We start from the raw sequence: 25,767 nt of genomic DNA on the forward strand, positions 1-25,767 counted from the left end.
ATTTCGAATTATAAAGAAGAAATCAGTGAGTTATAGCTCGCTGTGGAGCACCCTCCATAGCTTCTATTAACTTTTTGTCGTTCTGTCTTTGTTCATAATTTATCCAGAGCATGGGCAGGAAGGTAATCATTGAAATAAAAAAGTAGATATCCATTCGACCAAACACACTACAGATCATCAGCAATGTCCTGTGGGTGTTTGTACCACAAACCAATGCCCACCAAGTCATTATCGACTCGTTAACCCTGGTGTATTGATTCCGGAAATGATCAACCTCTCCACCAAAGGCGTATTGTTCAAAAAGCTCTCTGGTCTCACGCTTTCTTCCGTGAAACATAGCTTGCTTTCGGAGGTAATCCACTTCCAAATAATAAAGTATAGTATACCAGATCCCCGATTTCTTCGAAGGCTTTCCCAGTTCCTCTACATAGGGTATTCGTTGACTTCTGTCACCTTTGATATAGTAGATAAACTCCGTCTTGTAATATTCATAAGCTGCTGATTTTGCACTATGAAGGTACCCTCCAAGACCTGCAATAAGGAAAATCCACCAACTGTAATCCGTTTGAAAAAAATAGAGAGCTCCACCTGCGTAGCAAGCCACAAACACAAAAGTGTCTATGATGGCATCTATTTTTCGCCCAAGATCACTCGACTTGCCTGTCATCCTAGCCAGTTGTCCATCCGCTGAATCCAGAAGTCCTGAAAAGGTCACGAAGAAACATGCAATTAGCACCATGAATACTTGATCCTGAAAGTAGAAAAAATAACCAGCGATGATACCAGTAAATAAACTTAGCAATGAAACCTGATTGGGTGTGAGATGTAGCTTCTTACAGGTAATAGCCAGATAATATCCAAAGAATCTGCTGAAATAGATGTCAAACCACTCTTCAATCTCAGGGAGCTTTATAGACTGGTAAGCTGCATCAAAATCGGTTTCAATTCTTTTTCTGAATCTAGCAAACATACATTTAGAAATCACCCAACATCAATATCCGTAAAACCTTTTTCATCCCGCTTGTTTACAATTCGCGAATTTAATCAATGTGGTCTTAACAAAGAATTAGAAGCCACACTACAAAAAATCCGGAGCCCTTTGGTCAGTAAATGTGCAATTCTTCCGGGATTGTTCAAAACATCCGGTGTCCTGGATTCAGCAAGCATAGATTCCAAAACCCTCTCCTTAAATTGGTTTATCAGTTCAGATTTGCGCGTAGTTACAACCACCTCCTGTTCAAAATAATAACTAACAAGATCATAGTTACTACTACCAAAAACCAACTCCTCACCATCAATCAGGATCGCTTTCAAGTGAGACATCCCCTGGTAGTGAAATAGTTGGAAATAACCTTTTCGTGCCTCAGACTGTATGAGGTCCTTAAAGATGGATTTGTTGTTTTCTTCAGGAGATATAATGGATATGGTTACTCCTCTGGCAGGCACCTCTTTCAGAACCCCCAAAAGTGGTTCTGATACATAAGGAGAGATCACTTCCACTGATTTCTTTGCATTTCTGAGCTTATCCCAAAGTTTTTGATAAATGTTTTCGCTTTTGATTCCATTTAAAAGGAAAACCTGTGCGTCGTCAAAGTCATGAGAACCCGACTGATTCTCTCCTTCCCAGGTTTTCCTGAAATCTTCGGTGAGACATCCGGAAATACCCTTATCCGAAAGCTCTACCATCATATCGTGCCATTCAAAATTATGGTCACTAAAATTAATGCCTCCCAGATAGCACACCTCCTCGTCCACGATCATCATCTTTTTATGATTCCTCAGTGGGTACTTCACCATCAGTGGACCAACAGGGTTTGTAAATTTCACCTGAATACCAGCCTCCCGAGCTTTCTTGATAAGTGCCTTGGTGTTCTTTATCTCGTTTCGAAAATATTTATCCAGAAAATACCTGGGACCAAAAACAAAGTGATCACTGACCACCACCTTTGAGAAGGAATCCACAATGAGTCTCTTATCTTTCGCAGGACTGGCTATCATCAAATCAATTAGTTCCTCACCTGCCGCATCCCCCTCAAAAGTCATGGCTTGTACATAAAGAGAATGCTTCGCCTCCTGTGCTCTTTCAGATAAAGCTTGCATAAATTCTTGTGCACCGACCAGGACTCGAGATTTCATTTAGGAAGTATTCTAATTTAAAGCGTACAAGGTTAAGCAAAAGCACTAACACAAAACAAAAGTGCCTATGAAGATTAAACTTCATCAGACTCAAGCAACTCCAGATCACTTGATATAACGCTGCTTTTTCAGTATAAAAATTAACTTACCCAGAGTTAGTTCAATCACCATTTTCACAGGAATCATAGTCTCCTCCTTTGATGCCAACACATACGCACTACTCCCTTTTTTATATTGATCCGACTCTGGAAATATCAAATCGAACTTATACAAACTATCCCCTACAACACCTGAATGAACTATCCCAAAAAGGTAGATGTCATTAGAAAAATGTGTTTTGACAAGCGTAGTGTCTGACGGCTCATGCAGATAAATGACATCCCTGAGATTTAAATAAGTGCTAAGCAAATCCAAAACCAGGGTATCAGACAAATTGACCTTTTTGGTTTGATGCCGATCAACATCCTCTACAAATGTTGATATAGTAACGGAGTCTGCATAGTCATACTTGTCGGTACGGATATCTATCTTGCGCCCAAAGAAAACATGACGATAAGACACCTCTGGTCTTAAAGAAGCCGTATCAATCCATGACTCAAGGCAAATATCTGTGGACGCAAAAAAGTCGAAAAATCCTGTAGTCTGCACCCGGCATTGAATGTAATAATGAGGACGGCCTCCTATATCCCAAACTTCTTTGTCCATAAAAACTTCCGCTCTCCCGATATTGAACCAACCATAGTTCATGGAGTAGGTGAATTCTTCTCCGGGTTCGAAATGATGATTCAAACTTCGGCTATTATTTTGAGCATTAACGCACCAACTCCCAATCAGAATTACCCACATTATTGTTAATCTTGCCATAGAAACAGGAATTCCTCCAAATGAAAATCGCACAGGTTTGTCCATATGATTTCTCAAGACCAGGTGGTGTCAAAAACCATATTGAAAGCCTGACTAAATACCTCATACTTGGTGGTCATGACGTAAAGATAATTACTCCTCTGCCAGACACAGGTCAACTCAATGTACATCATTTTGGATCGAACAGAAGTCTAAACCTGGGAGGCACCAAAATTGATATCAACATTGCGCTGGGAGATGACCGTAAGGCTCTCAAAAACTTCCTTAAGGAAGAAAAATTTGACATTATCCACTTCCACACGTTTTGGAATCCTGTGCTCCCATTTCAGATCAGACGGTTTAGCAAGGCCAAACATGTCACAACTTTTCATGATACTCCAAAAAATAAGTTTATTGGCAAAAACATCATGCCTATTGCTGCCAAGGGTGTCTTCAAACTGATGGATGCTATCATTTCTGTGAGTGAGACACAAGCTTCATACATCAACCGGTTCTCGAAGAGAGAGATATCCATAATCCCAAATGGAATAGACCTGGAAGAATGCCTGAAACCTGTTACTGCTATTGAAAAGTATAAGGATGGAAAATTCAACCTCCTTTTTCTCGGCCGGCTGGAAGAGCGTAAAGGATTGATCTATGCCCTCAAAAGTTTCCGCTCGATCAAGGAACAAAATGACAATATACGGCTGGTTATTGCCGGTGATGGTAATCAACGGGCTATGGCTGAGGAGTTTATTAAGGAACACGCTCTGACGGATATAGAGATACTCGGATTTGTGTCTGAAGAGGATAAGCTAAGATTATTGAAAACTAGTGACCTTTATATTGCTCCTGCATTGTTTGGAGAGAGCTTTGGCATTGTCTTGCTGGAAGCCATGGCCATGGGTACCCCTATTGCAGGATTTGCGAACAAGGGTTATTTAAATGTGATTTCAAGTGATCAACAAAAATTCTTTGCTGAACCGGGAGATTTGAAGGGACTCACTCAGTGCATCCGGAAATTAATACATTCTAATCACCTATTAAAGTCTTTGTCAGATCATGGACGGGAAATGGTGAAAAAATACGACTGGAAAATTCACGCTAAGAGTGTTGAGGAAATATACCATCGCTTGTTTAAACCATAAAGTACTCCCTCATTTTATTTATAACATAGCGAACATCCTCCAAAGTCAGATCACCAATGATGGCAACCCGGAAGGTATTGCTTTCGGGAATCACCCCGGGGTAGATTGTGATTTGATGTTGATAAAGAAAGTCATGTAAATCATTGAAGTCCAACTCCGGCTTGCTATTGAGATCGAGGGCCAACAGGATTTTGGATTGGTATTCGTCGGGCAAATAAAAATGAAAGCCCAGCTCCTTGAATCCATCATAGAGTACCTGCCAGTTATCCTGATAGCGTTTCCAGCGTGCCTTCAATCCCTCATCCAGGGTTTCTTTGATGGCCTCCATGAATGCATAACAGATTTGAACTGGCGGAGTAAACCTTAGTTGGTTCTTTTGCTGCAGGTTATTCCACTGGCTGTACAGGTCAAAATAAAAAGCCCGCTGATTTTTCTTTAATTCTTCTATCCTGTCCTTATGAAACACTACAAAGGACAAACCAGCCATTCCCTGAATGCACTTATTGCTGGACGAAAAAATATAGTCTATTGGTGTTTTCTGTAGATCAATCGGATAAGCACCGTATGAGCTCATAGCATCCACGATCAGCTTTACACCCAGATCCTTGCATAGTGTGGAAATCTCCTCAAGTGGATTCATCATCCCTGTAGAAGTCTCGTGATGGATCATCGCCAAATGCGTGAACTCACCACCCTCCAGGGCTTTTCGAACCTTGGCTGGCTCCGGATAGTCTCCAAAACTAAAGGCCGTATCGTATTCAAGGCCGTAGCTTTTGCAGATTGATTCCATTCTCAGGCCATAAGCTCCATTGGTCAAAATCAACACCACATCTTCATCTCCAATAGCTGAAACCAGTGTAGCCTCCATAGCACCCGTACCACTCGCCACAAAAAGACCAACCTCATGCGATCCCTGAGCATTTCCGATCTCCAGGATCCCATCACAGATCTCATGCATTAGGTTTCCAAATTCTTCTTCACGAGGACAGATGTCTTCCACGATCATTGCTTCCTTCACTCGCTGGGAGGTAGTAGCAGGCCCCGGATTCAGAAGGATATTCCTCTTGATGGCTTTTTGATGTGTGATTTTACCTAACATATTATCTCAGGTTTTTCATGAAATCCTTCTTATTATCTATTGGTTTGATGGTGGGTCTCCCCAAATCCTTTCTGGCTCCTTTTCTTGTTCTGATTTCCAGGAAAACCGGACCTTCTGCCGAGGTGAAATCTTCCCAAGCCTCGGCTAATTCTGATCTGGATGACACGCTAAATGATTTTTTATAGCCACTGCCTTCGGCTATTTTCCCAAAATCCATATCGAATCCAACTGTGGGCTGTCCACCTACTGAATCGTGACTTCCATTGTTGATTACTATGTGAAAGTAGTTTTTGGGGTTTTGGTCAGCCACAATACCCGCACTCCCCATATGCATGATGAATGCTCCATCTCCATCCAAGCAAAATATTTTTCTATCCGGCTTGGCCAGAGCGATGCCCAAAGCTATCTGTGATGCATGCCCCATACAGCCTACTGTCAGAAAGTCTCTTTGATGTCCTGATTGATCGGCGGCTCTTTTTTCGAACACCTCCCTTGACGTTTTACCAGTTGTAGATACAACTATATCTTCTTCGCTAAGCTGATCAATTATTTCTTTGATAGCATCTTCACGATTCATTTCATAATCAGGCACCACAGGAAGATTCTGCATTTTATACGGCGCAAAGGTGTCCTTTCTAACCAGCAGTACATAAGGCGCATTGTGTGTTTGCATGAAATGAACAGCCGTTTCCAGTTGAGTTTTTGCCTCCTCCATGTCAGATGATAAAATATCATACCGTATTTCCAAGGCACTCAACAAAGCTTCATTGATCCTACCCTGCTTCACATGCTGCGGCTCATCTTTTACTCCAGGCTCACCACGCCAGCCTATCATAATGAGCATGGGGATGCTATAAACTTCCGGGTCTACCAGGGACATCAGCGGATTGATGGTGTTTCCAAACCCGGAATTTTGCATATAAACGAAGGGAATCTCCCCGGTGGCCAAATGGTGACCTGCAGCCAGTGCAATAGCCCCGCCTTCATTCGCTGCAATGATATCTGAACCAGAATCTGCAATACAGCCACAAAAATCTTTTAACAAGGAATCTGGCACACCCGTACTAAAATTGATTCCTTGCGATTTGACCTGGTCCAAAAAAGCTTTGGGATCTAGCATATTAGTTCGGTAAAATGGTCAAAATTTCTTTGATCGACATGCAGAATTTATCTGCTTCCAATGACCGCTTATGCTCCAGAATGGACTGAGCGGTGTTTTGCATAGCAGGGAATGCACTTCTCAACAAGTGATTGGCATAGATCACAATATTGAATCCAGCGGCTTGCAGTTCGTCTTCGGTGAACTGATTATAAGACGAAGGCACTGAGATCACCGGCACTTTCACCTCAAACTCCTGATATCTCCTCATAAACTCCAAAATTTCATTCCCATCTTTATGACGGCTATGGATCATAATCCCATCAGCTCCAGCCTCAATGTAGGCCTTGGCTCTGGTTAGAGCATCATCCATTCCTTTTTCAGCAATTAAACTTTCCAGGCGGGCGAAAATCATGAAATCATCCGTCATCTGGGCTTTCTTACCTCTGGAAATCTTTTCCGAGAATCCCTCAATACTATCCAGGGTTTGTTCCACATCAGTTCCGAAAAGTGAGTTTCGCTTTACGCCTGTTTTATCCTCTATAACGATGGCTGAAACCCCAAGTCGATCCAGATTTTTCACCAATAATTCAAAGTGCTCAGGAATACCACCTGTGTCGCCATCCAATATGATTGGCTTGGTTGTTACATCAAGAATGTCATTGATCGTTTGGAACCTGGAAGTTCTGTCTACATACTCAGTATCAGGTTTTCCTTTCGCAGTGGAGTCAGTTAAACTACTTACCCACATCGCATCAAACTCCCTGATCTCACCCTCGGCTTCAAACCGGGTTTCCTCCACGATCAATGCAGAAATGCCATTGTGAGCTTCGAGGACACGAACAATATCTTTGGAATCAAGCAATCTTCTCAGTAATCTTCGGCGGATATCTGGTGTGGTACCAACCTCCTTTAGGGCGTTCCTCAGGCCTGTAGATGAAATTCCATGTGTATATTCAGGCTCTATCAGCTCACCCCCCCACTCTTTCAAAAGATCAATCACTCTTTGTCTGACATGCCGCTGAGGGCCTGTCTTCCAATCACTTCCATGCACCACGTAATCAGGTTTAAGCTTCCGCAGGTTTTCCTCATAATCCAACTCATACTGAGGAATCACCTCCTTCACACCTTTTAGGTTTTCAAGGATTTTCTTTCTTTCACCATAGGACAAAAACGGCATCCGACTGTATTTGGAAACTGCCCTATCGGACAGCAACCCTACAGTCACTTCTCCCAACTCCCTGGCAATCTCTATGATATTGATATGGCCGTGATGAATGAGGTCAGTGCCCATTCCCACATATACTAGCTTCATGTATCTTGTTTTAAAAAGATTAATTCTAATTTCGTGAAAAAACCGACTTATCGAAACACGAATGATCTACAACCTATTCAAGGTTTTGTCTCATAAAATACTCCTAAGAAAGACCGATTTTTTCCTGCACCACAAGTTTACGATGATCAAGGATCATTACGGACAAAATTGCCTAGATATTGGTACTGGAACTGGTAGATTCGCTCAATTTCTTTTTGAAAACGGAAAAACTATTCGCACCATTGACATTGTCAATAAAATTGAATTTGACCTGCCTTTCGAGTTATTCGACGGGATCAACATTCCTGCTGAAGGCAATTCGGTGGACACTTTGATGTTGTTCTTTGTGCTACATCATACAGATGATCAAGTGCAACTATTAAAAGAATGCAAGAGAGTCGTATCAGGTAAAATGATCATTGGAGAGGATATAATAGAAAATGGTTTTGACAAGGTAATGGGGAGAATTCACCTGGGCACATCTCCGTGGGCCAAGTCAGAAAATGGGTTCCGGACTGACGCTGGATGGAAAGCACTGTTCGAAGAGTTGAACCTGAAACTAGTCGATGAATTAACCATACCCAGGAGCATATACCCGGTTTACCCAATCGCAAGAAAAATCTATATTATTGAAAATGACTAAAACAGACACAGCGGTGATACTAGCAGCTGGCAGAGGGGCTCGTCTAAAGCCATATACTAATGACTACCCGAAAGGATTTGTAACTATTAATGAAGAAACACTTATCGCCAGAAGTGTGCGTCTGCTGAAAAATGCCGGCATTCGTAGGATCCTTGTAGGTGTAGGTTATAAAGCTGAGCTGTATGAAGCCATAGCCAATGAACTCGATATAGAACTTTATTATAACGCTGAATTTGCGTCTAGTGAAAGTTACTATACCTTATTCCTGGCTAAAGACTTGATCGATTCGGACTTCCTATTGTTGGAATCAGACCTGTTGTATAATTCACAAGCTCTGGAAAGCATTCAAAAATCTCCGTATGTCAATAGTTTCCTGGCAAGTGGGTTTACCAACTCAGGGGATGAAGTTTACTTAAAAGCCAACGAAAATAATGAGGTAATAGGTATGTCGCAAGAACCATCGGCCAGGCATGATGCCAATGGGGAACTAGTGGGCATCAGTAGGTTTTCTCTGGGTTTTTTTAAAGATTTGATTGCAATCACAACCAATGAAGATGACTTGAAGAAAATCAAATACGAGTTTGCTGTGCTCAAATACCAACAAGCAGCGAAAGTCAAAATGACAAAAGATGAGTCCCTGGTGTGGTGCGAAATAGATGATGAACATCACCTCAACAGAGCAATTAACGAAATACTGCCTAGGCTCTGACTAGGGCTTGCTAGGCGCGTGTGGATTACCTACCATGTACCTGGCATCGTTAATATTCGCTCGCTTATCAGCGTAATACTGTTCTCGCTTATCTCCCTCCTTGAGCGGGTTATATACTCCGTACAGAATTCTTCGGGACTTATCCGACCGATTGGTTTTGGATCGATGAGGCAGTCTTTCTGTAAAGAAAATCACATCTCCAGGCTCGGTTTCCAGCTGCACCCAGTTGAGTTCATCTTCCACCTTTTGAGAGATCTTTGAAAAATTCGGTGCATGAGCGTAAGGCTTTTCCATTGGCAGTATTTCCAGCTTATCTGTAGACCATGGCTCTACCACCTCAAAACAACCGTTGGTCTTGGTCGCAGTATCTACACTGATCAGTACCGAAATATAAGGAGTGGAGTTTGGATCAAACTGTCTCAATCCGCCACTCTCATAAGCCACACCATCCTGGTGCGCTGCGTGGGCGCCTCCTCCCGGTGGCTTAAAATTGATGCGCTCTTTGTACAAGACAGGTTTTTCACCCATGAGCACTTCTACTATTGCCAGTACCTCCGGCCCATTGATTACTTCCGCAAGCTCAGGATGATAAGGGATAAAATTCTCAATTCTTGATAGCTTGGCTGGGTCATCCATTTCATAAAAAGAAAGCCACTTGGACATGTCTTCCGGCCAGGATGCAATCTCTCCTATCCAGTTGGTGATCTCGTTAATACGGTCGGCAAACAACCCTTTGAAAACCACATAAGAATGGTCTCTCCAAAATTCTTTTTGTACAGTACTTAAGCTCATATCTTCTCCCAAAAACCTGTTTCCTGGTGTCGCTTCGAATCAGTCCCCAAATATCCGTAAATGTATTCTAAGTATCCCTTTGGTTGATTGGGAATTAAGCTTCTCCTATCTAAAAAGTTTACAGGGGTTAAAGGATAGACCAAATCTTTCGGTATGGCCCTGCGTTCATTGGGCCAGCTAGTATTCTCATAGCTTCTTACAGCCTCACCGAGATCTTCATAAAAATATATATCCACATCAAACCCCTTATAGCTGAAATAAAGCTTTGGGCCGTGATGCCTGTGAGACGAGTCATAAAACTTTACCTTGGGTGACAAAAGATGCTTTTTGGACAGGATATTATCATATGACTTCTCATGCATACCAAAGTCTACATCAATGTCATGAGGGATGATCCCCTTCTCTCGATGATAGCCTAGCAACGTGCCAAAATCAACCCAGTACTCCTCACCTACCTCATTGAGAAAATCCACACTGAGTTGATAGAGTTCTGTAAGCAACTTAATCTTTCGCTCCTGATGGGTGCCGAATATCACAAAGACATATACATGGATAAATCGCTGAATGTATTGGCTGACACGCAAAAGGTTCATATTATCGCATATAAATTAACTACATGGCGAAGATAGAGGTTGATTTGGTATATACATGGGTAGATGGGGCAGATGTTGGACACATTCAAAAATGGATGAGCTATGCCGACAACCCTGTGGACGTGAACCCGGAAAGGTACCGCGACACTTACCAGTTTCTTAAATATAGCCTGCGTTCAGTAGAAAAATATCTCGACTGGTACCGCTATATCTACATCGTAACCGCTCGCCCACAGGTTCCGGATTGGCTGAATACTGACCACCCCAGGATCAAGCTGGTCCACCATGACGAAATTATTGATAAAAAATACCTCCCAACATTTAACCCCAACTGTATTGAAAGCTTCCTGCACAAAATCCCCGACCTGGCGGATCATTTCCTGTATATCAATGATGACTTCCTATTTGGCAGCCAGACCAACCTGGAAGACTTCATGCCAAATGGAAAGTATAGGATTTTTAATACCTTATTAGGAGAGAACTTAAGCTGGAGAATCTATGATGGTAAAAATGATGTCATTGGGCTGGGGATTATAGAACACACCCCTCTATTTATCAACAAGGGATTTTGGGAAGCCATGACCAAATTATTTCCAGAAAAGCAACATACAACCCGGAGTAACAAATTTCGTCAGCCGCAGGACTTGATGACTTATAAATTGTACAGGTACTACATGCTTAGATACCAAAAAGCGGTCAGTAAACCCATAAACCTGCCGAATTTACTCAAACTAAATACTTTTCACAAAATCACCAACAAACTGGCCTTCCAGCAAAAGGCTCTAAGAAAACTGGAAGTCAAACGACCCAAATTTTACTGCCTCAATGATGATCAAAGAGACAATCCTAATCCGGAAGTAGTGAAAATCTGGAAACACTTCTTAACAATCACCTATAATTGCCCTTCTAATTTTGAAATTAAAAAATGAAAGATCCGCTATTCAGAGTATTTCTTGCGCTTTATTTGTTTAGAGTAATTGTTAGCATAATACTTTTCTTCGTTTTCCAATCAGCTTTTTTTCTTGGGGAATTTCTTACCTCTACAATGTGGCTTGCCGGTGAGCTCTGTCTCTTATATTTAGTGTTTTTTCTCTTGAGGAAGTTACCATTTAGGTTTGGTACCATTTCGCTATTGTTCCTGATTACGATAGTGATGAGCATGTGGACTATTGCTGACCCGATTGTAGTGGCGCTCGCCGGAGATCACCTTACACCATCATTGCTTGCTCATTTTGCTGGCTTTCATATATTCCTTACGGATGAACTTTGGCTGCCAATCAAGGAACATGCAGTTCTTGTAATCCTGGGAGTTTTAGGATTGCTTGCAGTATTGATAACTGCTTTCTATTTTTCCAGAAAGGCAATCCTGCAACAGGTAGAATTTTCCTCAAAAAGGCTCCTGTATATCTTTTTAGCTTCCATGGTATTTCTTTGTCTGCCGTTGTTAATAGAAGGAAGGTTCCTCATTTATCCTCCTGAAGTTAACTTCATTAGAAACTATTTAAGTTGGGATCAAATCCAGCCCAGCCAGAAGGATTTTGTTAATCTCTATGATTTATTATTGGACGAAAATGAGCAACTGATAGATGAAAATTATCCCCTGGAAGTCATAACAACAAATGATCGGTCTCCATCCAGGCTAAACGTCATCATGATCGTCATAGAATCGTTAAGGGCCGCTGAATATCAGACATTTAACCCAAAAGCGAATTTCAAGATGAAGTCTTTCGAATTATTCGCCAATAAGGGAATTGTGTACCCCTACATGGTATCAAATGGCTTTCCAAGTGTAGAGGGTTTCTCTGCACTGACTATGGGGATTTGGCCGCATTCCAAGGACCGGATATTGCTTTCACATCAGGATAAAATCATGCCAAGCTTAGCCATGGCACTAAAATCCAATGGGTATTTAACCCATGCACTGGAAGACAAAAGTGATCTTGAGGAAGAAAGTTACTGGGTGCAAAAGACCTATGACCGACATTATACGTATGAAGACCAGGGAAAATTTGCATCCGCTAAAGTGATGTTTGATGAACTGAGGGGGATTGTCCATGAATACGATTCCACTCAACAGCCCTTTTTTGTTCACCTAAAGACGCGAAATCCGCATTATCCCTATCAAATAGCTGATGATAGCCTAAAGCAATTCTATACCATAGGAAGTCCTGCTGAGAACTACTTTGCAAGCATGAAGGTCATAGATAAACATTTAGTGGACCTGTACCACTTTTTCATTGAGCATCACATTTTCGAAAATTCATTGGTCATCATTACGGGCGATCATGCCAATTACCTTGACAAACTTCACACGACCAGCCTTCCTACGGATGAAACGGTTTGGATTGGAGCCATATTTGCTGGCCCGGAAACACTTGTCCCGCAGGGTGAAAAAAACCACGATCATGCTAGTCAGGTAGACATCCACGCCACAGTGCACGATCTGTTCACTCATAATGTGCCAAGATTGCTTTTGGGACGAAACCTTTTTGCTCCTAACCTTGAAAAAAATCTATCTGTAAGTGTACGCCCTGCCGGGGTAAAGTTAGATATTAACCATCAAAGCTATACTTTGGACAGGAATCATCCGACTAAGTATCTGAGCATCCCGAGTATGGGTATAGCACCTACCAGTAAGCGTTCTCCAGTATCAGAATCAGAGTTGCTTAACATTGTAGATACCTGGAGCTATTTGGTCAATGAAAATAAAGTCTTCAATCCTGAGATTTATGAAATCCGCTCTTCCGAAGAGTAGCGAAATCTGGAATCTGATGAAAGTTAGATTGAGATTTGATAGGTAATTGACCATTTCCCGATCTTCCTACCCCACCATTCCTTTTTGTTTATCTATTGTAAGTTATAAATGGCTGAGGCGCTGGTCAATACGTGCCTTCAAAGTATCTCTGTGGCGTAGCATTCCGGCATCTTCTACCAGGTTACATGCCGCGTTCATTCGCTCAAATGCAGCCAGGGAGGTATCGCGAGACCTCATTACATTTTGTCTGTTTTTATACTCTGTATAGGACTTGGTGTAGTAGTGATTGATATGAATATTGACATCTTCCGGCCGGGTAAGGACTTTCCCCGATTTAGCCAATTTATACCCCCACTTGTGTGAATTATAGTGGTATCTGTTGTTGGAGAGAAAATCTCCGTTTCCGGCGTCTTTATAGTCCGAATATTCCGCCTCTCTGCGCGTGTAATTTTCAGTGATCAGTCCCGGAGGTCTTTCCAGGTGACCATTGTTACCAAAGTTGTACCGATAGACCCTATACCCTTTTATTTTGTTGATATCCAATGTTTTTACCCACTCCTTGAGATTATTGCCTCCATCATTCAGCACCAGGTACTCGTCTATATCCAGTTTCTGTATCCACTGACTCTCCTTGCGATAGTTTTTAGCACAGTGCGCATAGGCAATGTGGCTTTTGTCTCGCTCCCAAAACTGGGTTGTTTTGTCGTATTTTGTGCCATCAAAGTGCGTCCAGGGATGCCGTGTCACCAATCCTGCCCTTTCATATGGCCTCAGCAGTTCCATTGCATCGAGTCCGCCATCCTGATCATACAGATACATATGATCCACTCCCATCATCAGGTGATACTCCAGCCACTCGTGTAAGTAGTCGTTTTCATTCTTAAAAACTGAGACGGTAGAAAGTAGATGTTTTTTCATGAACTGGGATAAAGGGATCAAAAATATCAATCTCAAAAATAAGTCCTAGTCTTTTGAATTCGTTAAAAATGAATTAATCATTTCCTTATACTTTTGGAGAGCAATATGAATAGATCGATTGGATTTGGTGTTTTTAATTACAACTGTAACGACAATGCAGTAAAACTGGGGGAAGAGTTCAGACTGTCTTCCCCAACCTATCTGGTTGATAGTGGGTCGGATTTCGAGAATAATCATCAAAAAGGTCAGTTCGACAAACTGCTGCCCAATGTATTTTATTGTGGCATGATCAACGAGATCATCGGTATGATGCAGGATCAGTGCAAGGTGATCTGTTTTGTCGCTTCTGATGTTAAGGTGAAAGACGCCCACCAACTTCTACAACGACTCGAAGATGCATTTGAAGATCCCAGGGTTGGTATTTACGCTCCAAGTGTCAACAAAGAAGGGTCAAACCACCCACAAATGCATCAAAAGGGTACGGGAGGGCTGCGTAAGGCTGCTTTTGCAGACGGGTTCTGCTTTGCTGTGAGGACAAGCATCCTTAGAAAACTCTATCCGATCGACGTGGAGTTGAACAGGATCGGCTGGGGCGTGGATGTTTACCTTTCCTATTTGGCCCTGAAGGGAAAGATGGTCACAGTGGTAGATGATGCGGTGGAGGTGGAACATTACGTAGGGCCCAACAATCATCCCAACCCACGGGAATTTGTCAATGCAGCAAAGTTGCAACGGGCTAACTGGTTCAAAAGCCTGGAAAAGGGCGCTGACAGATTTCGTGCGCTCACCTCCATCGAACTCCTCAAAAACCAGACAGGTGCCTCAATTATCAATAGCCTGCCTTGGTAATACCTACCACCCTGCGTTACTCAGGTAAACATCAAAACGATCAGGTGATCCGGAGCCAACACTACCTCAATATCTCTTTTGATTTTCTTATCATCGTTTTCCATACGGAATACTTTTCATCCAAATCCATCAGATATTCTTTGCCAAACCTCATGTCTTTATTAAATTGAGATAGACGTTTTTGGTATTCTTCATGTCGTTTTCGAATGCGCTCAAATCCACCAATGTTTCGATAATGAAGAACCCAAAGCCTGGACCAACTTTTCTTGATCAGACCTCTTGCTTTATGATTGTGGCTGCCATAATTATAGTTGATCTCCTCAATTTTATTGGGATCAAAAATTAGGGACTTGCTGAACTTTGACTGTTTGAATCCAGTGGTAATATCAAAAATATCCTGCGAAGGCAAAATTTCACTGACCATTTCGTATCCTTTGGTGCGCGGTAGTGTAATTCCATTTTCCTTATACTCTTGAAGTTTCCTCAAAAGGTCTTTGTGATATAAAAACTCGTCAGCATCACATACAATCACAAAATCAGCTTCACCTCTTGCTTCCTTCCAACAATTGTCTTTTACCCGTATATACTCAGCATCGTTTAATTCTCCCTGTTTCCCGAAAGTACGAACCTCCATTCCAAGAGAACGAGCCAAATCGACAGAATTATCAGTGGAATAGTTATCGTACATGACCATTCTTTCACAAAAGGAGCCATAGTGTGCTCTAAGGAAGGGAAGATAAAATGAATCGTTCCAATTGATGAAGTACAGGAAAATTTTTACAGACACAATATCATTTTAAAAGCCCAAATCCTCTTACACGACAAATGTGAACAACATTACATCTTTATCCAACCTGGAGGGGAATCAGGGGACTCCGTCTCTCCCTTATCACCAAACCACTTTTCCGGCACAATTACCTGCTTCTCCTTATTCTTTCCCAGGAAAGCGGCCCACCAGGAAAAGGTACTATTAGCCGTGATAAGATGATCACATTGACTCATCAGGTAGAAATCTTTCATAAAACTACCGTTTCTCACAAAAGCGAAATCGCCACCCAATAACTCTCTGCTCTTGACTATGTCATCACTAAAAACAAGAAAATTATAAGAAGAGGGAAAGTGCTTCATGGCCTTTTGATAGTATTCCCGCCCCAGCAACAGATGATAGTCACCATCATAATCACCGCGTCTAACGTGAATGGCAACGGTATTCTTTTTCGGAATTTCAGGTGTCAGTTTTTTTAACTTGAAGTAATGCCGTACTTCCTCCTCATGGTTCTCAAAATAACGATGGCTCTGCAGGTATCCATGTACGTTTGTTTCATCTTCCACCGCCACATCATGATAGCCCCATGGGATGTCAAGTTCATGTTTCGCCCGGAAACCCCTCGGCAACCTCGGCAGACGATTTACAAAATATTTTTGCATCTCTTCTTTGAACAATCGCCGACCTCCGTCATGATTTTTCCACTTAGGAAAAGCATATTCCAAACCATGCGTACGCGCCAGCCCTATCGTGGAGGCAATCTGGAACAGCTGATTGCCAAACTGGCCATTTCGACCTAATTTTGGAAATGTGATCATACTGCGAAATAAACAATTTTTTAGTTAAAGCTCCTAATAGTCTAGATGCCCAAAACAATTTCCATTTGTATCCCCACCTATGAATATAGCGGCAAAGGAGTTGCATTCCTGAAAACCTTATTTAAGTCCATTCGGGCTCAAAAATTCAAGGACTATGAAGTAATCATATCTGATCACAGCCTCAATGATGATATCCGGATATTGTGCGACAGACAGAAGAAGTTTGACGTCAGGTACTTCAGAAATAATCATAAAAGAGGATCGATAGCGGCCAACACAAATTTTGCAATAGAAAATAGTTCTGGAAAAATTGTTAAAATCATGTACCAGGATGACTTCTTTATCAGTAAAGACGCATTGGAGAAGATTGCCAATTTCTTTCACCAGCATGATATTAAGTGGATGTTTCATGGCTTTGCTCATGCAAAAAACACCTGGAGGATAACCAGGCCGATGGTTCCGGAATGGACCACCAATCTTCTGATTGGTAACAACCTGCTGGGCAGCCCAAGTTGCATGGCCTTCCTCAATTCTGCCGGACTTTACATGGACGATCGTCTAAAACTCCTGGTGGATGCTGAATTATACTATCGGATGCAATTAACTCATGGTATGCCGGGGATATTGCCAGACATTCTCATTGCTAACAGAGAGCACAAAAGGAGAACAAGCTCTTCGACCGTGGACTATAATTTTGAAGTGAAAACAAATGAACGCTGCTGGAAAGTGGATAAAAAGGAGTTCGATTATGTTCTGGAAAAACACAAGGAAACATTTGCCTTCAGGCCGGATTGACCTGTCGCAGGCCACCTTCATCATCCCAATAAGACTGGAATCACCGGATCGAATAAGAAATCTGAGAACCTCTCTTTCTTATCTCTTAGGGGTGTTGAAAACCAATATCTTGATAAAGGAATGTGACAATAAGCCTCAATTTGAAGCACAGGTACTCCCCTTTATTGAAAATATCAGGGCCAATTCACAATCAAACTTAAGCTACGTATTTGAGCACGCTACCGGCCCGGCGTTTCACAGACAAAGATTACTTAATGATATGATCTTGCAAACAACCTCTCCAGTAGTCGTCAATTATGATTGTGATGTCCTGCTGCCACTATCCTCTTACAAAAAAGCTTATGAATTAATCATCAATGGCAAGGCTGACCTGGTATACCCATATGGTGATGGAATGTATCAGTCTCAGGTATTTGCCAATGATGCACTGACTGAAGCGTTTCTGAGCTCGGGATTTGGCCTTGAAACGTTTAAGGGTCATATGAATAAAAAAACAGCCAAATATGGGTTTTGCCAATTTTTTGAACGCAATGCCTATATAGAAGGTGGACTGGAAAATGAGAACTTCGTCTCGTATGCTCCGGAAGATTTTGAGCGGTACTACCGGTACAAAAAACTCGGATATAAGGTAAAAAGGATCAAGGATACCTTATACCACCTGGAGCATTCACGATCGATCAATTCATCGACCTCTAACCCGCACATGGTGGCAAATAATGCCGAATGGGAAAAAATTCAAAGATTCAATCGCAAGGAACTCTGGCAATACATCTCCAACCAGCCTTATTATAAAAAAAGAATGATGGAGATAGCAAAGGATAACTAAACCTTGTTTTGAATCTGCCAAACCCTATTGAGGTTCGCATATCCATATGTTTGATCGGGCTCCAGATAATTTCCTTCTGCCCATTCATTCCAGGCGTTAATAAACACCATGGGATGATCATGCTCCTTTGCACCCTTCAAACATTGAGCATACCATTTCCCAAACAGATTGGGTTCAGATCCATAAAAAACACTGGATCGATCTTTTAGTCTTGCTGTATTGTCCCATGACGGAATACAGCATTTGAGTACGTCGCTCCTTTTACCTGACCTCTTGATGGATTTTTCCAACATCTTCGGATAGCTATTAAGTACCTTACCATTCATCTTTTGCTCATAAAAAGCCTCCTGACCAGGATAATGGATTGGAAATGATACAGCGATATCAAAGAGATCACCATAAAAATTTTTCTTCTCGCCTCTCCAGATATAGCCGAAATACGGATTAACACCAATTCTGGATATGATCCCTTCTCTTACCTTAGCAACCAGTTTTTCCAAATCCGGAACCCTTGCTGGTTCGTAGAGAATCAAAAATGGTCTTTCTACTACTTTTAGATAGTTTGGCTCGCGCATGTAGCAGGAGACATCCTCGATGATCTTTTCCACCTCGTCATCATCATACAATTGCCTTGTGAGCATCTCGTGTTCCGCTGCATCCCAGCGACGTGTCCAGTTTTCATTGGCCCAACAAAAACAAAATTCAAGTTCTGAATCTATTTGAGTGAAAAGATCAACTGGCTTCCGAAGTAGTTTCTTGCCTGACAAGTAATAATAATAAAAACAAAATGCGTCAATACCGGCAGCCAGGGCAAGGTTGGCTTGCTTCTCAACCGAAGCAAGATTGTCAAGCTTGTAAAGCCCAATATCATCATGAGGTAACCTTGGCTGAAAATGCCCAGGGAAAAGTGGCTCAGCTTTGGTAACGTTCGTCCATTCCGTGAACCCTTTGCCCCACCATTCATTGTTCTCTTGAAACTCATAAAACTGCGGCAAGTGAAAAGCAACAGTTTTAATCTTTTTAGATGGAGCAGGATCTGAGCTGATATCGAATAATCTCGGCTCAAACTCAGCTTCAAATGGATTTTCCAATTCTAAACCCTTATCCGTATCTGCCTTATTGATTTTACTGAAAGCCTTTTTAATGAAGGAGAACATTCTTTTTATAATGGTTAATTATCTACACCTGAAATACCTAGCCTCGCCTAGCCAGAACCAAGCAACTCAGCAGCAGTTGGCAGGAGCAGTCGGCAGGGGGGGTACAGGTTATTTTGGTAAAAATTTATCAGGATTATTGGCCATACTTCCCAACATTCGTCCTACTTCCTCATATTCTTTGTAAAGTTTATTCCTGATGGCTTCATCAATATATTTACAATCCATTGCAAAATCGAGCCAGATCTGTGTTTCCGTACATTCTCCATCAGCATCGGTCATCTTACTTGAAAAGTGTTTCGGATACTTTCTTTTTCTATACCCTTCTCCAATATTTACAGAAACTGAACGTGATGATCTTCTAATTTGATCAGTTAATGAATATTTTTCCTCTTTAGGAAACGGTTTTGAAATTTCGAAAATTTCCATTGCCCGCTTATATGCAAGTTGATAAACTTTTAAATCTTTATATCCTCTACTATCCATATGTCTTTTATTAACTGCCAACTGCTCCTGCCACTGTTTATTATTCCAAGAAAACATTCTACCTAATTATGTTAAGGTTTGAAATCTTATGATACTAAGTTAGTACAAACACAAGCTTGATAGTTAACCCAGAATTTTAACCCGGTAACCCTGTCGCTCGGCAATCAGGTGAAACATTCGCTCGATAGCATGAGCAAGTGTGCCATCAAGTTGACCTCTCTCTTCCTCGAACTGATCGAATAGCTCCTGATTGGAAAATACAGGCTGCAATGATAATGGTCTAAACCATAGCATTGATCCTGCCGGAAAAGTAATTTTATTCGGTGCCGGTTTACCAATATTTAGTGTCCTGATCAACTCATCGACACGTTCCCGATTCGAACCCCAATTATATTTCTTACCAGGATACTGTGGAAACCATCCGGGTGATACAACACCTAGTTTATCATTCTCCAGAAAGTAAGAAATATTTCTCTCGAGAACTTCCCTGTTTCCAATCAACCTGGAATACAAGTAGTCACTCCAGTTATTTAGTTCTTTAGAGTAATCACTCTTTTTGGTATGCAGTTTACATACCAGATCATAGTTGCTGATCTGCTCTCCAAGTTTAATAAACGGCAGAATATCCCGTCCTTTATTCTCCACTGGAAAAACTGAAATATTTTGAAATTGATCTTTCAGACATTTAGCTAACTCCTCTATTTCCCCCTGGAGTGAAGAGGGGCATGTAATGAGCAAATCTGCGTGATATCCACTGTCTTTTAAAAGGTCGATAATCCTTCCTAATATATCGGTATAGAACACGTGGATAACCACTGCAATATTCAAATCATTGATTCTGATCGGTTTACTTTTGGATGCATCAATGAACGATCTGAAAAAATCTTTTATCCTAACCATTGAGGAACCTTCGTTTGATTTTCGATATAAATGAACTCATTAGTGTTTCTTTGTCCTCAGTGCACTGTTTTATTATTTGCCATTGAATTCCGTTTTTACCTTTTACTGGTAAAACGGACCGCTGGTTAAGGAATAACACGCTCGGATTTTCAAATCCTATGTACCGTTCAGGCAAGTACCGGGATCCATCGAATTTGTCCATGAGCAAGTCGTACTCCGGCAAACCTGCCAGGTAAGTGTTCTTTGCCATCCAAAAATTTCCAGCGAAAAATTTAGATTCAATTCCCTGCAACTCCTCATCAGCATCATCAAATCCATACCAGAGCCCCGCAGCATCGTGGTTGGATTTGATCATCTTTTTCAAGATGGTCTTCCATTTAGATAAAAAATGAGCAATCATAAAACTCCTCCACCGGTCATTAAGATTCGTTGGATTAGCAGCTCCTTTAGTATGAAAGTAAAGCGTCCAGTCCTCCGGATATAGCGTCGCACGGCTTTTGATCCATTTCATGACTTCATGCTCATAGGTGTGGGGATCAGCAAAACGGCGGATTTCCAGCTCTATATTATAATCCCCGGCGATTTGTAGGAGTTTCCTTTCATGGAAGTCTTCCCCGATCATCGTACAATGGATCCGCTGATAATGTACAAAAGGTAATAATGCCTGAGTGATCCCTTCCCAATGATTACCGGCATAACAATGAAAAAAAATATGAATCTTTGACGTAATCATTTATTCAGTGATCTATACATTATGTCGCTCTGTCTTTTTTGTAGTTATTTTAACCAAAAAACCATTCCATCATTCATTAAATATTATCTCTTTGAGATAAAGAGACATGTGGATGATGTCATTTTTGTTACCAACAAAAAAAGCCTGTTGCCATCCGAAATTGAATGGCTCAATAGCCACAGTATTCGCATTTTGTTCGTCAAAAATAAGGGGTATGACTTTGGCATGTATTATCAGGCCCTGCAAGAATTTGAAGTATCCGGATATGACGAGATTATATTGGCCAATGATTCCTGCTATTTGATTAACAGACTTGACCCGTTTTTTGAATGGTTTAGAAAAAGTGACCTGCAAATGGCCGGACTCTTAGATTCAACCCAGGGGGACTATCACATCCAATCCTATTTCTTATCCTTCAAAGGTCCGGGCGTAACACACCTAAGAGAGTACCTGAAACAAAATAAAATTATACGTAATAAGTCAGCCGTCATCAATACCTATGAAGTGGGGCTCTCCACCTCCTTTTCAGCTGCGGGATTAAAGCTTGGCAGCTATTTTCAGTCAAAAGATTATTCAGTAAAACCCGGCCTGAATCCTGCAATTTTTCAAATACATCAGCTCATCAGGGCTGGCTTCCCCTTGATTAAAAGAAAACTACTTGTAGGTGGATACACCAGATCCGACCTGATTTTCTTTGCGAAATATGGTCTTGTGATTGACTCACACCAACTAAAACAATTAATACTGGAAACAAACCCCGAACTAACTCAAAGTCATTTTGATTAAAGGCCATTTAGTTAAGCTCCTTTTGTCCCTCTCCGGGAGAGGGTGAAGGGAGAGGATGTAAGAAAGCAAGCTTAACTAAATGGTGTTACATTTTGATTGAAAGCCCCTCATAAAATATTTTGCACTATGTTTTTCAAATCGAAGTACAAGCATTTCCTATCGATAGTCTGCATATTCAAAAATGAGTCTGTCGCTATTGCTGAGTGGATTGAGCACTATCTGGCTGAGGGGGTTGATCACTTTTATATGATCGACAATGGCAGCACCGATGACACTGTAAGCAGGCTTCAGCAATACATTGACCGAGGCTTAATCACCTTGGCTCAGGATGATAAAAAGTGGTCTCAGGTGGAGCTATACAACAAGTATTTTTTGACAAAAAAGAAAGAAAGTGAGTGGCTGCTTGTTTGCGACCTTGATGAGTTCATCTATGCCAGAAATGGATTCAAGTCAGTCGCTGATTATTTGAAATCCCGCGCTTCTACCGTTGGGCTTATCAGAATTCCCTGGAAAATGTTTGGATCTGCCGGGCACGAATCTCAACCATCCTCCATCATTCAATCTTTCAATAAAAGAAGCCTTTATGAGGGAAAACAAAATCCAGGTATGACTGACACCAGTAGGATGACCAGCAAAGTGATCGTGAAGTCGCGATACCTGAAACGTTTAAATACTCATTTCTGCGAAGTAAAACAAAATTGTAAAATTGAAGACTCTTCCGGGGCACCCATAACCTTAGAAGATAAATTTTATCAACCCATTAATGAAGAGCTTTTAAAAGCCTCTTACTTACACCTGAATCACTATGCCCTACAGTCGAAGCGTTGGTTTTTGGAAGTGAAGTGTACGCGTGGAGCAGCCGACGTGGAGGCTCATGAGTTTGTGAGAAACCTTGAGTACTTTGAGACGTTTGAGCGTGAATGCAATGATATTGAGGATACTGAGTTAGCTGCCAAAAAAACATTGATTTAATCCATTACAATCCAGAATAATCATACTTCTCAAGAAGCCTTTGCCTTACCTCTTGCTGAATTGATTCTATACCTCCACCATTATTTATGTCATTCTTACTCACCACCTTTCTTGTGGTTCCAAAAAAATGCCTGGTGTGTAAATGATGCAACGGTTCAGGAATCGAGGCGAAAAAGTAATGCTTATGATATCTAAGAAAGTCATAAATCAATGATCCGGTATCGTAAAATATGATCTTATGGGTATTTAGCATTTCCCGGTGAGCCTTTGCCAAATAATTATCGAGCGATTTCCCCACCAGCCTCTTCCAAAATGATTTCTTCTTCAGCGTCACCTCCGTGAATGATCTCTCGCTGTACAATGCCTCCATTACAGCAGAAGTCCTAAAATAAACGAGGGGCATCCAGGGCCGCTCAAAGTATAACCCCCGGTAAATAGGCGTACCTTCAAATTCTTTAGCATCCAGAATCCCCGGCCCATTCATAAACCCCGCACCAAACACATTTGGATCAGACGTGTATTTTTTAAAAAATTCAATAATCTGATTGTCCAGAATCTCAAGATCAGAATCTACCAGTAAAACAAAATCCGACTTGATTTGAGGAAACAGCCAATCTAAGGTGAGACCATGGTTACGAAGTGGGGCACTTACCAAATCAAAATTGTACTGGTCTGACAGTGACTGAAAATGAGAAAAGCTGCCATCAGTTGACTCACAATCAATCAACAATACAGGCATTCCGGAATACTTCAAAGCAGAAAAGAGGCTCAGGGTGGACACCAACTTTGTATTGTAATTTATGATCACTGCCCTATTTTCCGAATAAGACAGACTATCCAGATTATTGATTATCATGATTTTACCTGTTCTCCAAGTTGACCATTTCTCAAACTAATAATCCTATCTGCCACATGGTAAAAAGCATCATCATGCGAAATGATAATAACCGTTTTCCCCTTCTCCTTCAGTGAAGGCACTATTTCCTCGTAGAAGTATCTTTTAAAATGAATATCCTGATTTGCTGCCCATTCATCAAAGAAATAAATATCATTATCCTGAAGCAATAACCTAAGCAGGTTAAGCCTTCCCCTCTGACCATGAGAAAGGCCAGGTGTAGTAACATGCCCGATTTTATTGAATGCTATTTTACCATTGAGTTGCAACTTATGGATCAACTCATCAGCACATTGGGATATTTTGTCTTGATCCAAATAGGTCAAATCATCAAAAACCGGCGAATCGGTAAAATAACACCCAAAGTAGTCCCGATACGATTGCAATATTTCTTTTGTTAGCGGTTCTCCCTGAAAATAGACCTTACCTCGATCAGGCCAGAACAAACCAACTATAATCCGAAAAAGAGTGGATTTCCCACTCCCATTATTACCTCTGATGATCACAATTTCGTTGGACATAATGTCAAATGAAATGGGGCCAAGTTTAAAGCCAGATCTGGCCCCATAAGAGAATTCTACATCCTTTAGAGAAATTAGTGGCTTTTCATTGGGCTTCATTTCAATATCATGATAGGTAGTATCTCCACCTTTCATAATGTTTACATCAAATTCCTGAACCTGATCCATGGCATTCTGGACACCTTTAATGTCTTTGAGGAAATTAAATAATGTAGCTGCTGACGGCGCAATAAACAAAACAAGTGTCAGGTACTTAAAGAGCATTTCTTGCTCCATCTCAAAATAACTAATAAATATTACGATAGCAGCAGTAATACCAATCATCGCAATTACGTGACGAAAAGACTCCATCTTGGACCTTAACACAAACAGGTCTAATTCTCTAAATACAAGCTTGTAACTTGGTAAATGCACAGAGTTATCCACGTACTTTCTAGCGTGCATACTGTGTACACTCAAATCCTTTAAGCCATTTACAAACCTTTCTAAACTACAATAAAGCGCATATCTTTTTTTGGAAATATCATTTTCCATTGCCCTCATCATGGGTAGCACCTTGAAGTTAAGGACATTCATGATCGCAAAAACAGAAACTATTAATAACGTTAGTTGCCAGGACATAGTGAAGAGATAGATGATTACCACCAGCAATTGAAAAAATGCTGATAGTACTCCTGAAATAGACCTGCCAAAATTCCCAATTGTATTGACTTCATACAATAAAACTGACACGAAATTTCCCAGTTTTGTCTCATTGTTCTGAAAATCCCCCTTGATTACCTCCTCGGAGAGCATTTTGCGATAATCAGTCACTTTTAAGGAGTAGTACTTCGTAATATACTTTCCCATATAAACAGAAATAATGGCTGACACCACTGTCATCACGATTATTAAACCAATCGTCTCTCCATTTACATTATCAGCATCAGTAACCATCTCCGTTAAATACCTGATAACAAGCAGATTGAGAACTGCAGTAATTCCGGAGGTAATCGAGGTTATGATAATAACTTTCCAGGATGTCTTAAAGAAAAAATTTACAATCTCGAGCATCTACAATTTGCTTTAACAAATCTGATTCATAAACAATACCTTGGTGCAAGGTTAGTGTAAATCATACATAGTTCAGAGCAATTTTATGATAAAACCCAGACCTACACAGTCTCTCCTCTTTTGCCGAATTTTTCTTGAAACAATTTTCAGTTAATTTTACGTT

27 protein-coding genes are annotated in these 25,767 nt (G+C 41.1%); 10 read left to right on the forward strand and 17 right to left on the reverse strand.

Translation table 11 applies throughout. The features are described from left to right. Positions 1–22 precede the first annotated feature (22 nt). The 3 genes from AC3E9V_RS22245 to AC3E9V_RS22255 form a co-directional block, all read right to left on the reverse strand. Positions 23–970, reverse strand: a complete 948-nt coding sequence (locus tag AC3E9V_RS22245; RefSeq protein ID WP_488750372.1) for a CDP-alcohol phosphatidyltransferase family protein — start codon at positions 968–970, stop codon at positions 23–25. Between the two features lie 74 nt (positions 971–1,044). Beyond that, a complete protein-coding gene (locus AC3E9V_RS22250) occupies positions 1,045–2,136 on the reverse strand; it encodes a phospholipase D-like domain-containing protein (protein ID WP_488750373.1) in 1,092 nt (363 codons plus the stop codon). A 105-nt stretch (positions 2,137–2,241) separates the two neighbouring features. Next, positions 2,242–2,925, reverse strand: coding sequence for a DUF3108 domain-containing protein (locus tag AC3E9V_RS22255; protein WP_488750374.1), 684 nt, complete (start codon positions 2,923–2,925; stop codon positions 2,242–2,244). A 95-nt stretch (positions 2,926–3,020) separates the two neighbouring features. Here AC3E9V_RS22255 and AC3E9V_RS22260 point away from each other — a divergent pair, with 95 nt between their 5' ends. Next, positions 3,021–4,127, forward strand: a complete 1,107-nt coding sequence (locus AC3E9V_RS22260) for a glycosyltransferase family 4 protein (RefSeq protein WP_488750375.1) — start codon at positions 3,021–3,023, stop codon at positions 4,125–4,127. Here AC3E9V_RS22260 and AC3E9V_RS22265 read toward each other — a convergent pair. Genes AC3E9V_RS22265 through aepX form a run of 3 tightly spaced genes read right to left on the reverse strand, consistent with a single transcriptional unit; the run spans position 4,117 to position 7,640 of the window. Beyond that, positions 4,117–5,226 carry a 2-aminoethylphosphonate aminotransferase gene (locus tag AC3E9V_RS22265; RefSeq protein ID WP_488750376.1) on the reverse strand — a complete coding sequence of 370 codons (1,110 nt, stop codon included), beginning with the start codon at positions 5,224–5,226 and terminating at the stop codon, positions 4,117–4,119. The two genes, AC3E9V_RS22260 and AC3E9V_RS22265, sit on opposite strands and share 11 nt — an antisense overlap. A 1-nt stretch (position 5,227) precedes the next feature. Further along, the gene (gene aepY, locus AC3E9V_RS22270) at positions 5,228–6,346 is read right to left on the reverse strand and encodes a phosphonopyruvate decarboxylase (protein WP_488750377.1); all 1,119 of its coding nucleotides are present in this window, start codon (positions 6,344–6,346) and stop codon (positions 5,228–5,230) included. Between the two features lies 1 nt (position 6,347). Next, positions 6,348–7,640 (reverse strand): phosphoenolpyruvate mutase, encoded by a 1,293-nt coding sequence (gene aepX, locus AC3E9V_RS22275; RefSeq protein WP_488750378.1) that lies wholly within the window; start codon positions 7,638–7,640, stop codon positions 6,348–6,350. Between the two features lie 61 nt (positions 7,641–7,701). On the opposite strand from aepX, the gene AC3E9V_RS22280 reads away from it, so the two are divergent. Beyond that, entirely contained in the window at positions 7,702–8,283 is a 582-nt protein-coding gene (locus tag AC3E9V_RS22280) for a class I SAM-dependent methyltransferase (RefSeq protein ID WP_488750379.1), read from the forward strand. Next, positions 8,276–8,992, forward strand: coding sequence for a phosphocholine cytidylyltransferase family protein (locus AC3E9V_RS22285; protein WP_488750380.1), 717 nt, complete (start codon positions 8,276–8,278; stop codon positions 8,990–8,992). Before AC3E9V_RS22280 ends, AC3E9V_RS22285 begins: the two co-directional genes overlap by 8 nt. On the opposite strand, the gene AC3E9V_RS22290 is transcribed toward AC3E9V_RS22285, so the two are convergent. After that, positions 8,993–9,784: a phytanoyl-CoA dioxygenase family protein gene (locus AC3E9V_RS22290; protein WP_488750381.1), complete on the reverse strand. Its 792-nt coding sequence runs from the start codon at positions 9,782–9,784 to the stop codon at positions 8,993–8,995. Continuing rightward, positions 9,781–10,377 carry a LicD family protein gene (locus tag AC3E9V_RS22295; protein WP_488750382.1) on the reverse strand — a complete coding sequence of 199 codons (597 nt, stop codon included), beginning with the start codon at positions 10,375–10,377 and terminating at the stop codon, positions 9,781–9,783. Before AC3E9V_RS22295 ends, AC3E9V_RS22290 begins: the two co-directional genes overlap by 4 nt. Before the next feature lie 23 nt (positions 10,378–10,400). Between AC3E9V_RS22295 and AC3E9V_RS22300 the strand changes: the two genes are divergently transcribed. After that, complete coding sequence (locus AC3E9V_RS22300; RefSeq protein WP_488750383.1) at positions 10,401–11,306, forward strand: stealth conserved region 3 domain-containing protein; 906 nt, start codon at positions 10,401–10,403, stop codon at positions 11,304–11,306. 164 nt (positions 11,307–11,470) lie between these two features. Next, positions 11,471–13,132, forward strand: a complete 1,662-nt coding sequence (locus AC3E9V_RS22305; RefSeq protein WP_488750384.1) for a sulfatase-like hydrolase/transferase — start codon at positions 11,471–11,473, stop codon at positions 13,130–13,132. Between the two features lie 102 nt (positions 13,133–13,234). Here AC3E9V_RS22305 and AC3E9V_RS22310 read toward each other — a convergent pair whose 3' ends face one another. After that, the gene (locus AC3E9V_RS22310; protein ID WP_488750385.1) at positions 13,235–14,050 is read right to left on the reverse strand and encodes a glycosyltransferase family 92 protein; all 816 of its coding nucleotides are present in this window, start codon (positions 14,048–14,050) and stop codon (positions 13,235–13,237) included. A gap of 105 nt (positions 14,051–14,155) precedes the next feature. Here AC3E9V_RS22310 and AC3E9V_RS22315 point away from each other — a divergent pair, with 105 nt between their 5' ends. After that, entirely contained in the window at positions 14,156–14,899 is a 744-nt protein-coding gene (locus AC3E9V_RS22315) for a hypothetical protein (RefSeq protein WP_488750386.1), read from the forward strand. A 61-nt stretch (positions 14,900–14,960) separates the two neighbouring features. Here AC3E9V_RS22315 and AC3E9V_RS22320 read toward each other — a convergent pair whose 3' ends face one another. Beyond that, positions 14,961–15,686 (reverse strand): glycosyltransferase family 2 protein, encoded by a 726-nt coding sequence (locus AC3E9V_RS22320; protein ID WP_488750387.1) that lies wholly within the window; start codon positions 15,684–15,686, stop codon positions 14,961–14,963. 50 nt (positions 15,687–15,736) lie between these two features. Then, entirely contained in the window at positions 15,737–16,483 is a 747-nt protein-coding gene (locus AC3E9V_RS22325; protein WP_488750388.1) for an alpha-1,2-fucosyltransferase, read from the reverse strand. 45 nt (positions 16,484–16,528) lie between these two features. On the opposite strand from AC3E9V_RS22325, the gene AC3E9V_RS22330 reads away from it, so the two are divergent. Both AC3E9V_RS22330 and AC3E9V_RS22335 read left to right on the forward strand, forming a co-directional pair. Continuing rightward, positions 16,529–17,278 (forward strand): glycosyltransferase family 2 protein, encoded by a 750-nt coding sequence (locus AC3E9V_RS22330; protein WP_488750389.1) that lies wholly within the window; start codon positions 16,529–16,531, stop codon positions 17,276–17,278. Continuing rightward, the gene (locus AC3E9V_RS22335; protein WP_488750390.1) at positions 17,232–18,104 is read left to right on the forward strand and encodes a hypothetical protein; all 873 of its coding nucleotides are present in this window, start codon (positions 17,232–17,234) and stop codon (positions 18,102–18,104) included. Before AC3E9V_RS22330 ends, AC3E9V_RS22335 begins: the two co-directional genes overlap by 47 nt. On the opposite strand, the gene AC3E9V_RS22340 is transcribed toward AC3E9V_RS22335, so the two are convergent. The 4 genes from AC3E9V_RS22340 to AC3E9V_RS22355 form a co-directional block, all read right to left on the reverse strand. Then, on the reverse strand, positions 18,101–19,261 hold the full coding sequence (locus AC3E9V_RS22340) for a glycoside hydrolase family 99-like domain-containing protein (RefSeq protein WP_488750391.1): 1,161 nt from the start codon (positions 19,259–19,261) through the stop codon (positions 18,101–18,103). The genes AC3E9V_RS22335 and AC3E9V_RS22340 overlap by 4 nt on opposite strands. 108 nt (positions 19,262–19,369) lie before the next feature. Beyond that, positions 19,370–19,801 (reverse strand): four helix bundle protein, encoded by a 432-nt coding sequence (locus AC3E9V_RS22345; protein WP_488750392.1) that lies wholly within the window; start codon positions 19,799–19,801, stop codon positions 19,370–19,372. Positions 19,802–19,867: 66 nt separating this feature from the next. Further along, on the reverse strand, positions 19,868–20,644 hold the full coding sequence (locus tag AC3E9V_RS22350) for a rhamnan synthesis F family protein (protein WP_488750393.1): 777 nt from the start codon (positions 20,642–20,644) through the stop codon (positions 19,868–19,870). Then, on the reverse strand, positions 20,637–21,377 hold the full coding sequence (locus tag AC3E9V_RS22355) for a hypothetical protein (protein ID WP_488750394.1): 741 nt from the start codon (positions 21,375–21,377) through the stop codon (positions 20,637–20,639). The genes AC3E9V_RS22350 and AC3E9V_RS22355 overlap by 8 nt, the downstream gene beginning before the upstream one ends. Before the next feature lie 108 nt (positions 21,378–21,485). Here AC3E9V_RS22355 and AC3E9V_RS22360 point away from each other — a divergent pair, with 108 nt between their 5' ends. Both AC3E9V_RS22360 and AC3E9V_RS22365 read left to right on the forward strand, forming a co-directional pair. Beyond that, the gene (locus AC3E9V_RS22360; RefSeq protein WP_488750395.1) at positions 21,486–22,163 is read left to right on the forward strand and encodes a rhamnan synthesis F family protein; all 678 of its coding nucleotides are present in this window, start codon (positions 21,486–21,488) and stop codon (positions 22,161–22,163) included. A gap of 126 nt (positions 22,164–22,289) precedes the next feature. Next, positions 22,290–23,135: a glycosyltransferase family 2 protein gene (locus AC3E9V_RS22365; protein ID WP_488750396.1), complete on the forward strand. Its 846-nt coding sequence runs from the start codon at positions 22,290–22,292 to the stop codon at positions 23,133–23,135. Between the two features lie 4 nt (positions 23,136–23,139). Here AC3E9V_RS22365 and AC3E9V_RS22370 read toward each other — a convergent pair whose 3' ends face one another. Next, on the reverse strand, positions 23,140–23,991 hold the full coding sequence (locus AC3E9V_RS22370; RefSeq protein ID WP_488750397.1) for a glycosyltransferase family A protein: 852 nt from the start codon (positions 23,989–23,991) through the stop codon (positions 23,140–23,142). Continuing rightward, positions 23,988–25,604: an ATP-binding cassette domain-containing protein gene (locus tag AC3E9V_RS22375; protein WP_488750398.1), complete on the reverse strand. Its 1,617-nt coding sequence runs from the start codon at positions 25,602–25,604 to the stop codon at positions 23,988–23,990. The genes AC3E9V_RS22370 and AC3E9V_RS22375 overlap by 4 nt, the downstream gene beginning before the upstream one ends. Positions 25,605–25,767: the final 163 nt, after the last annotated feature.

It is taken from the genome of Marinoscillum sp. HNIBRBA16962, assembly GCF_057801515.1.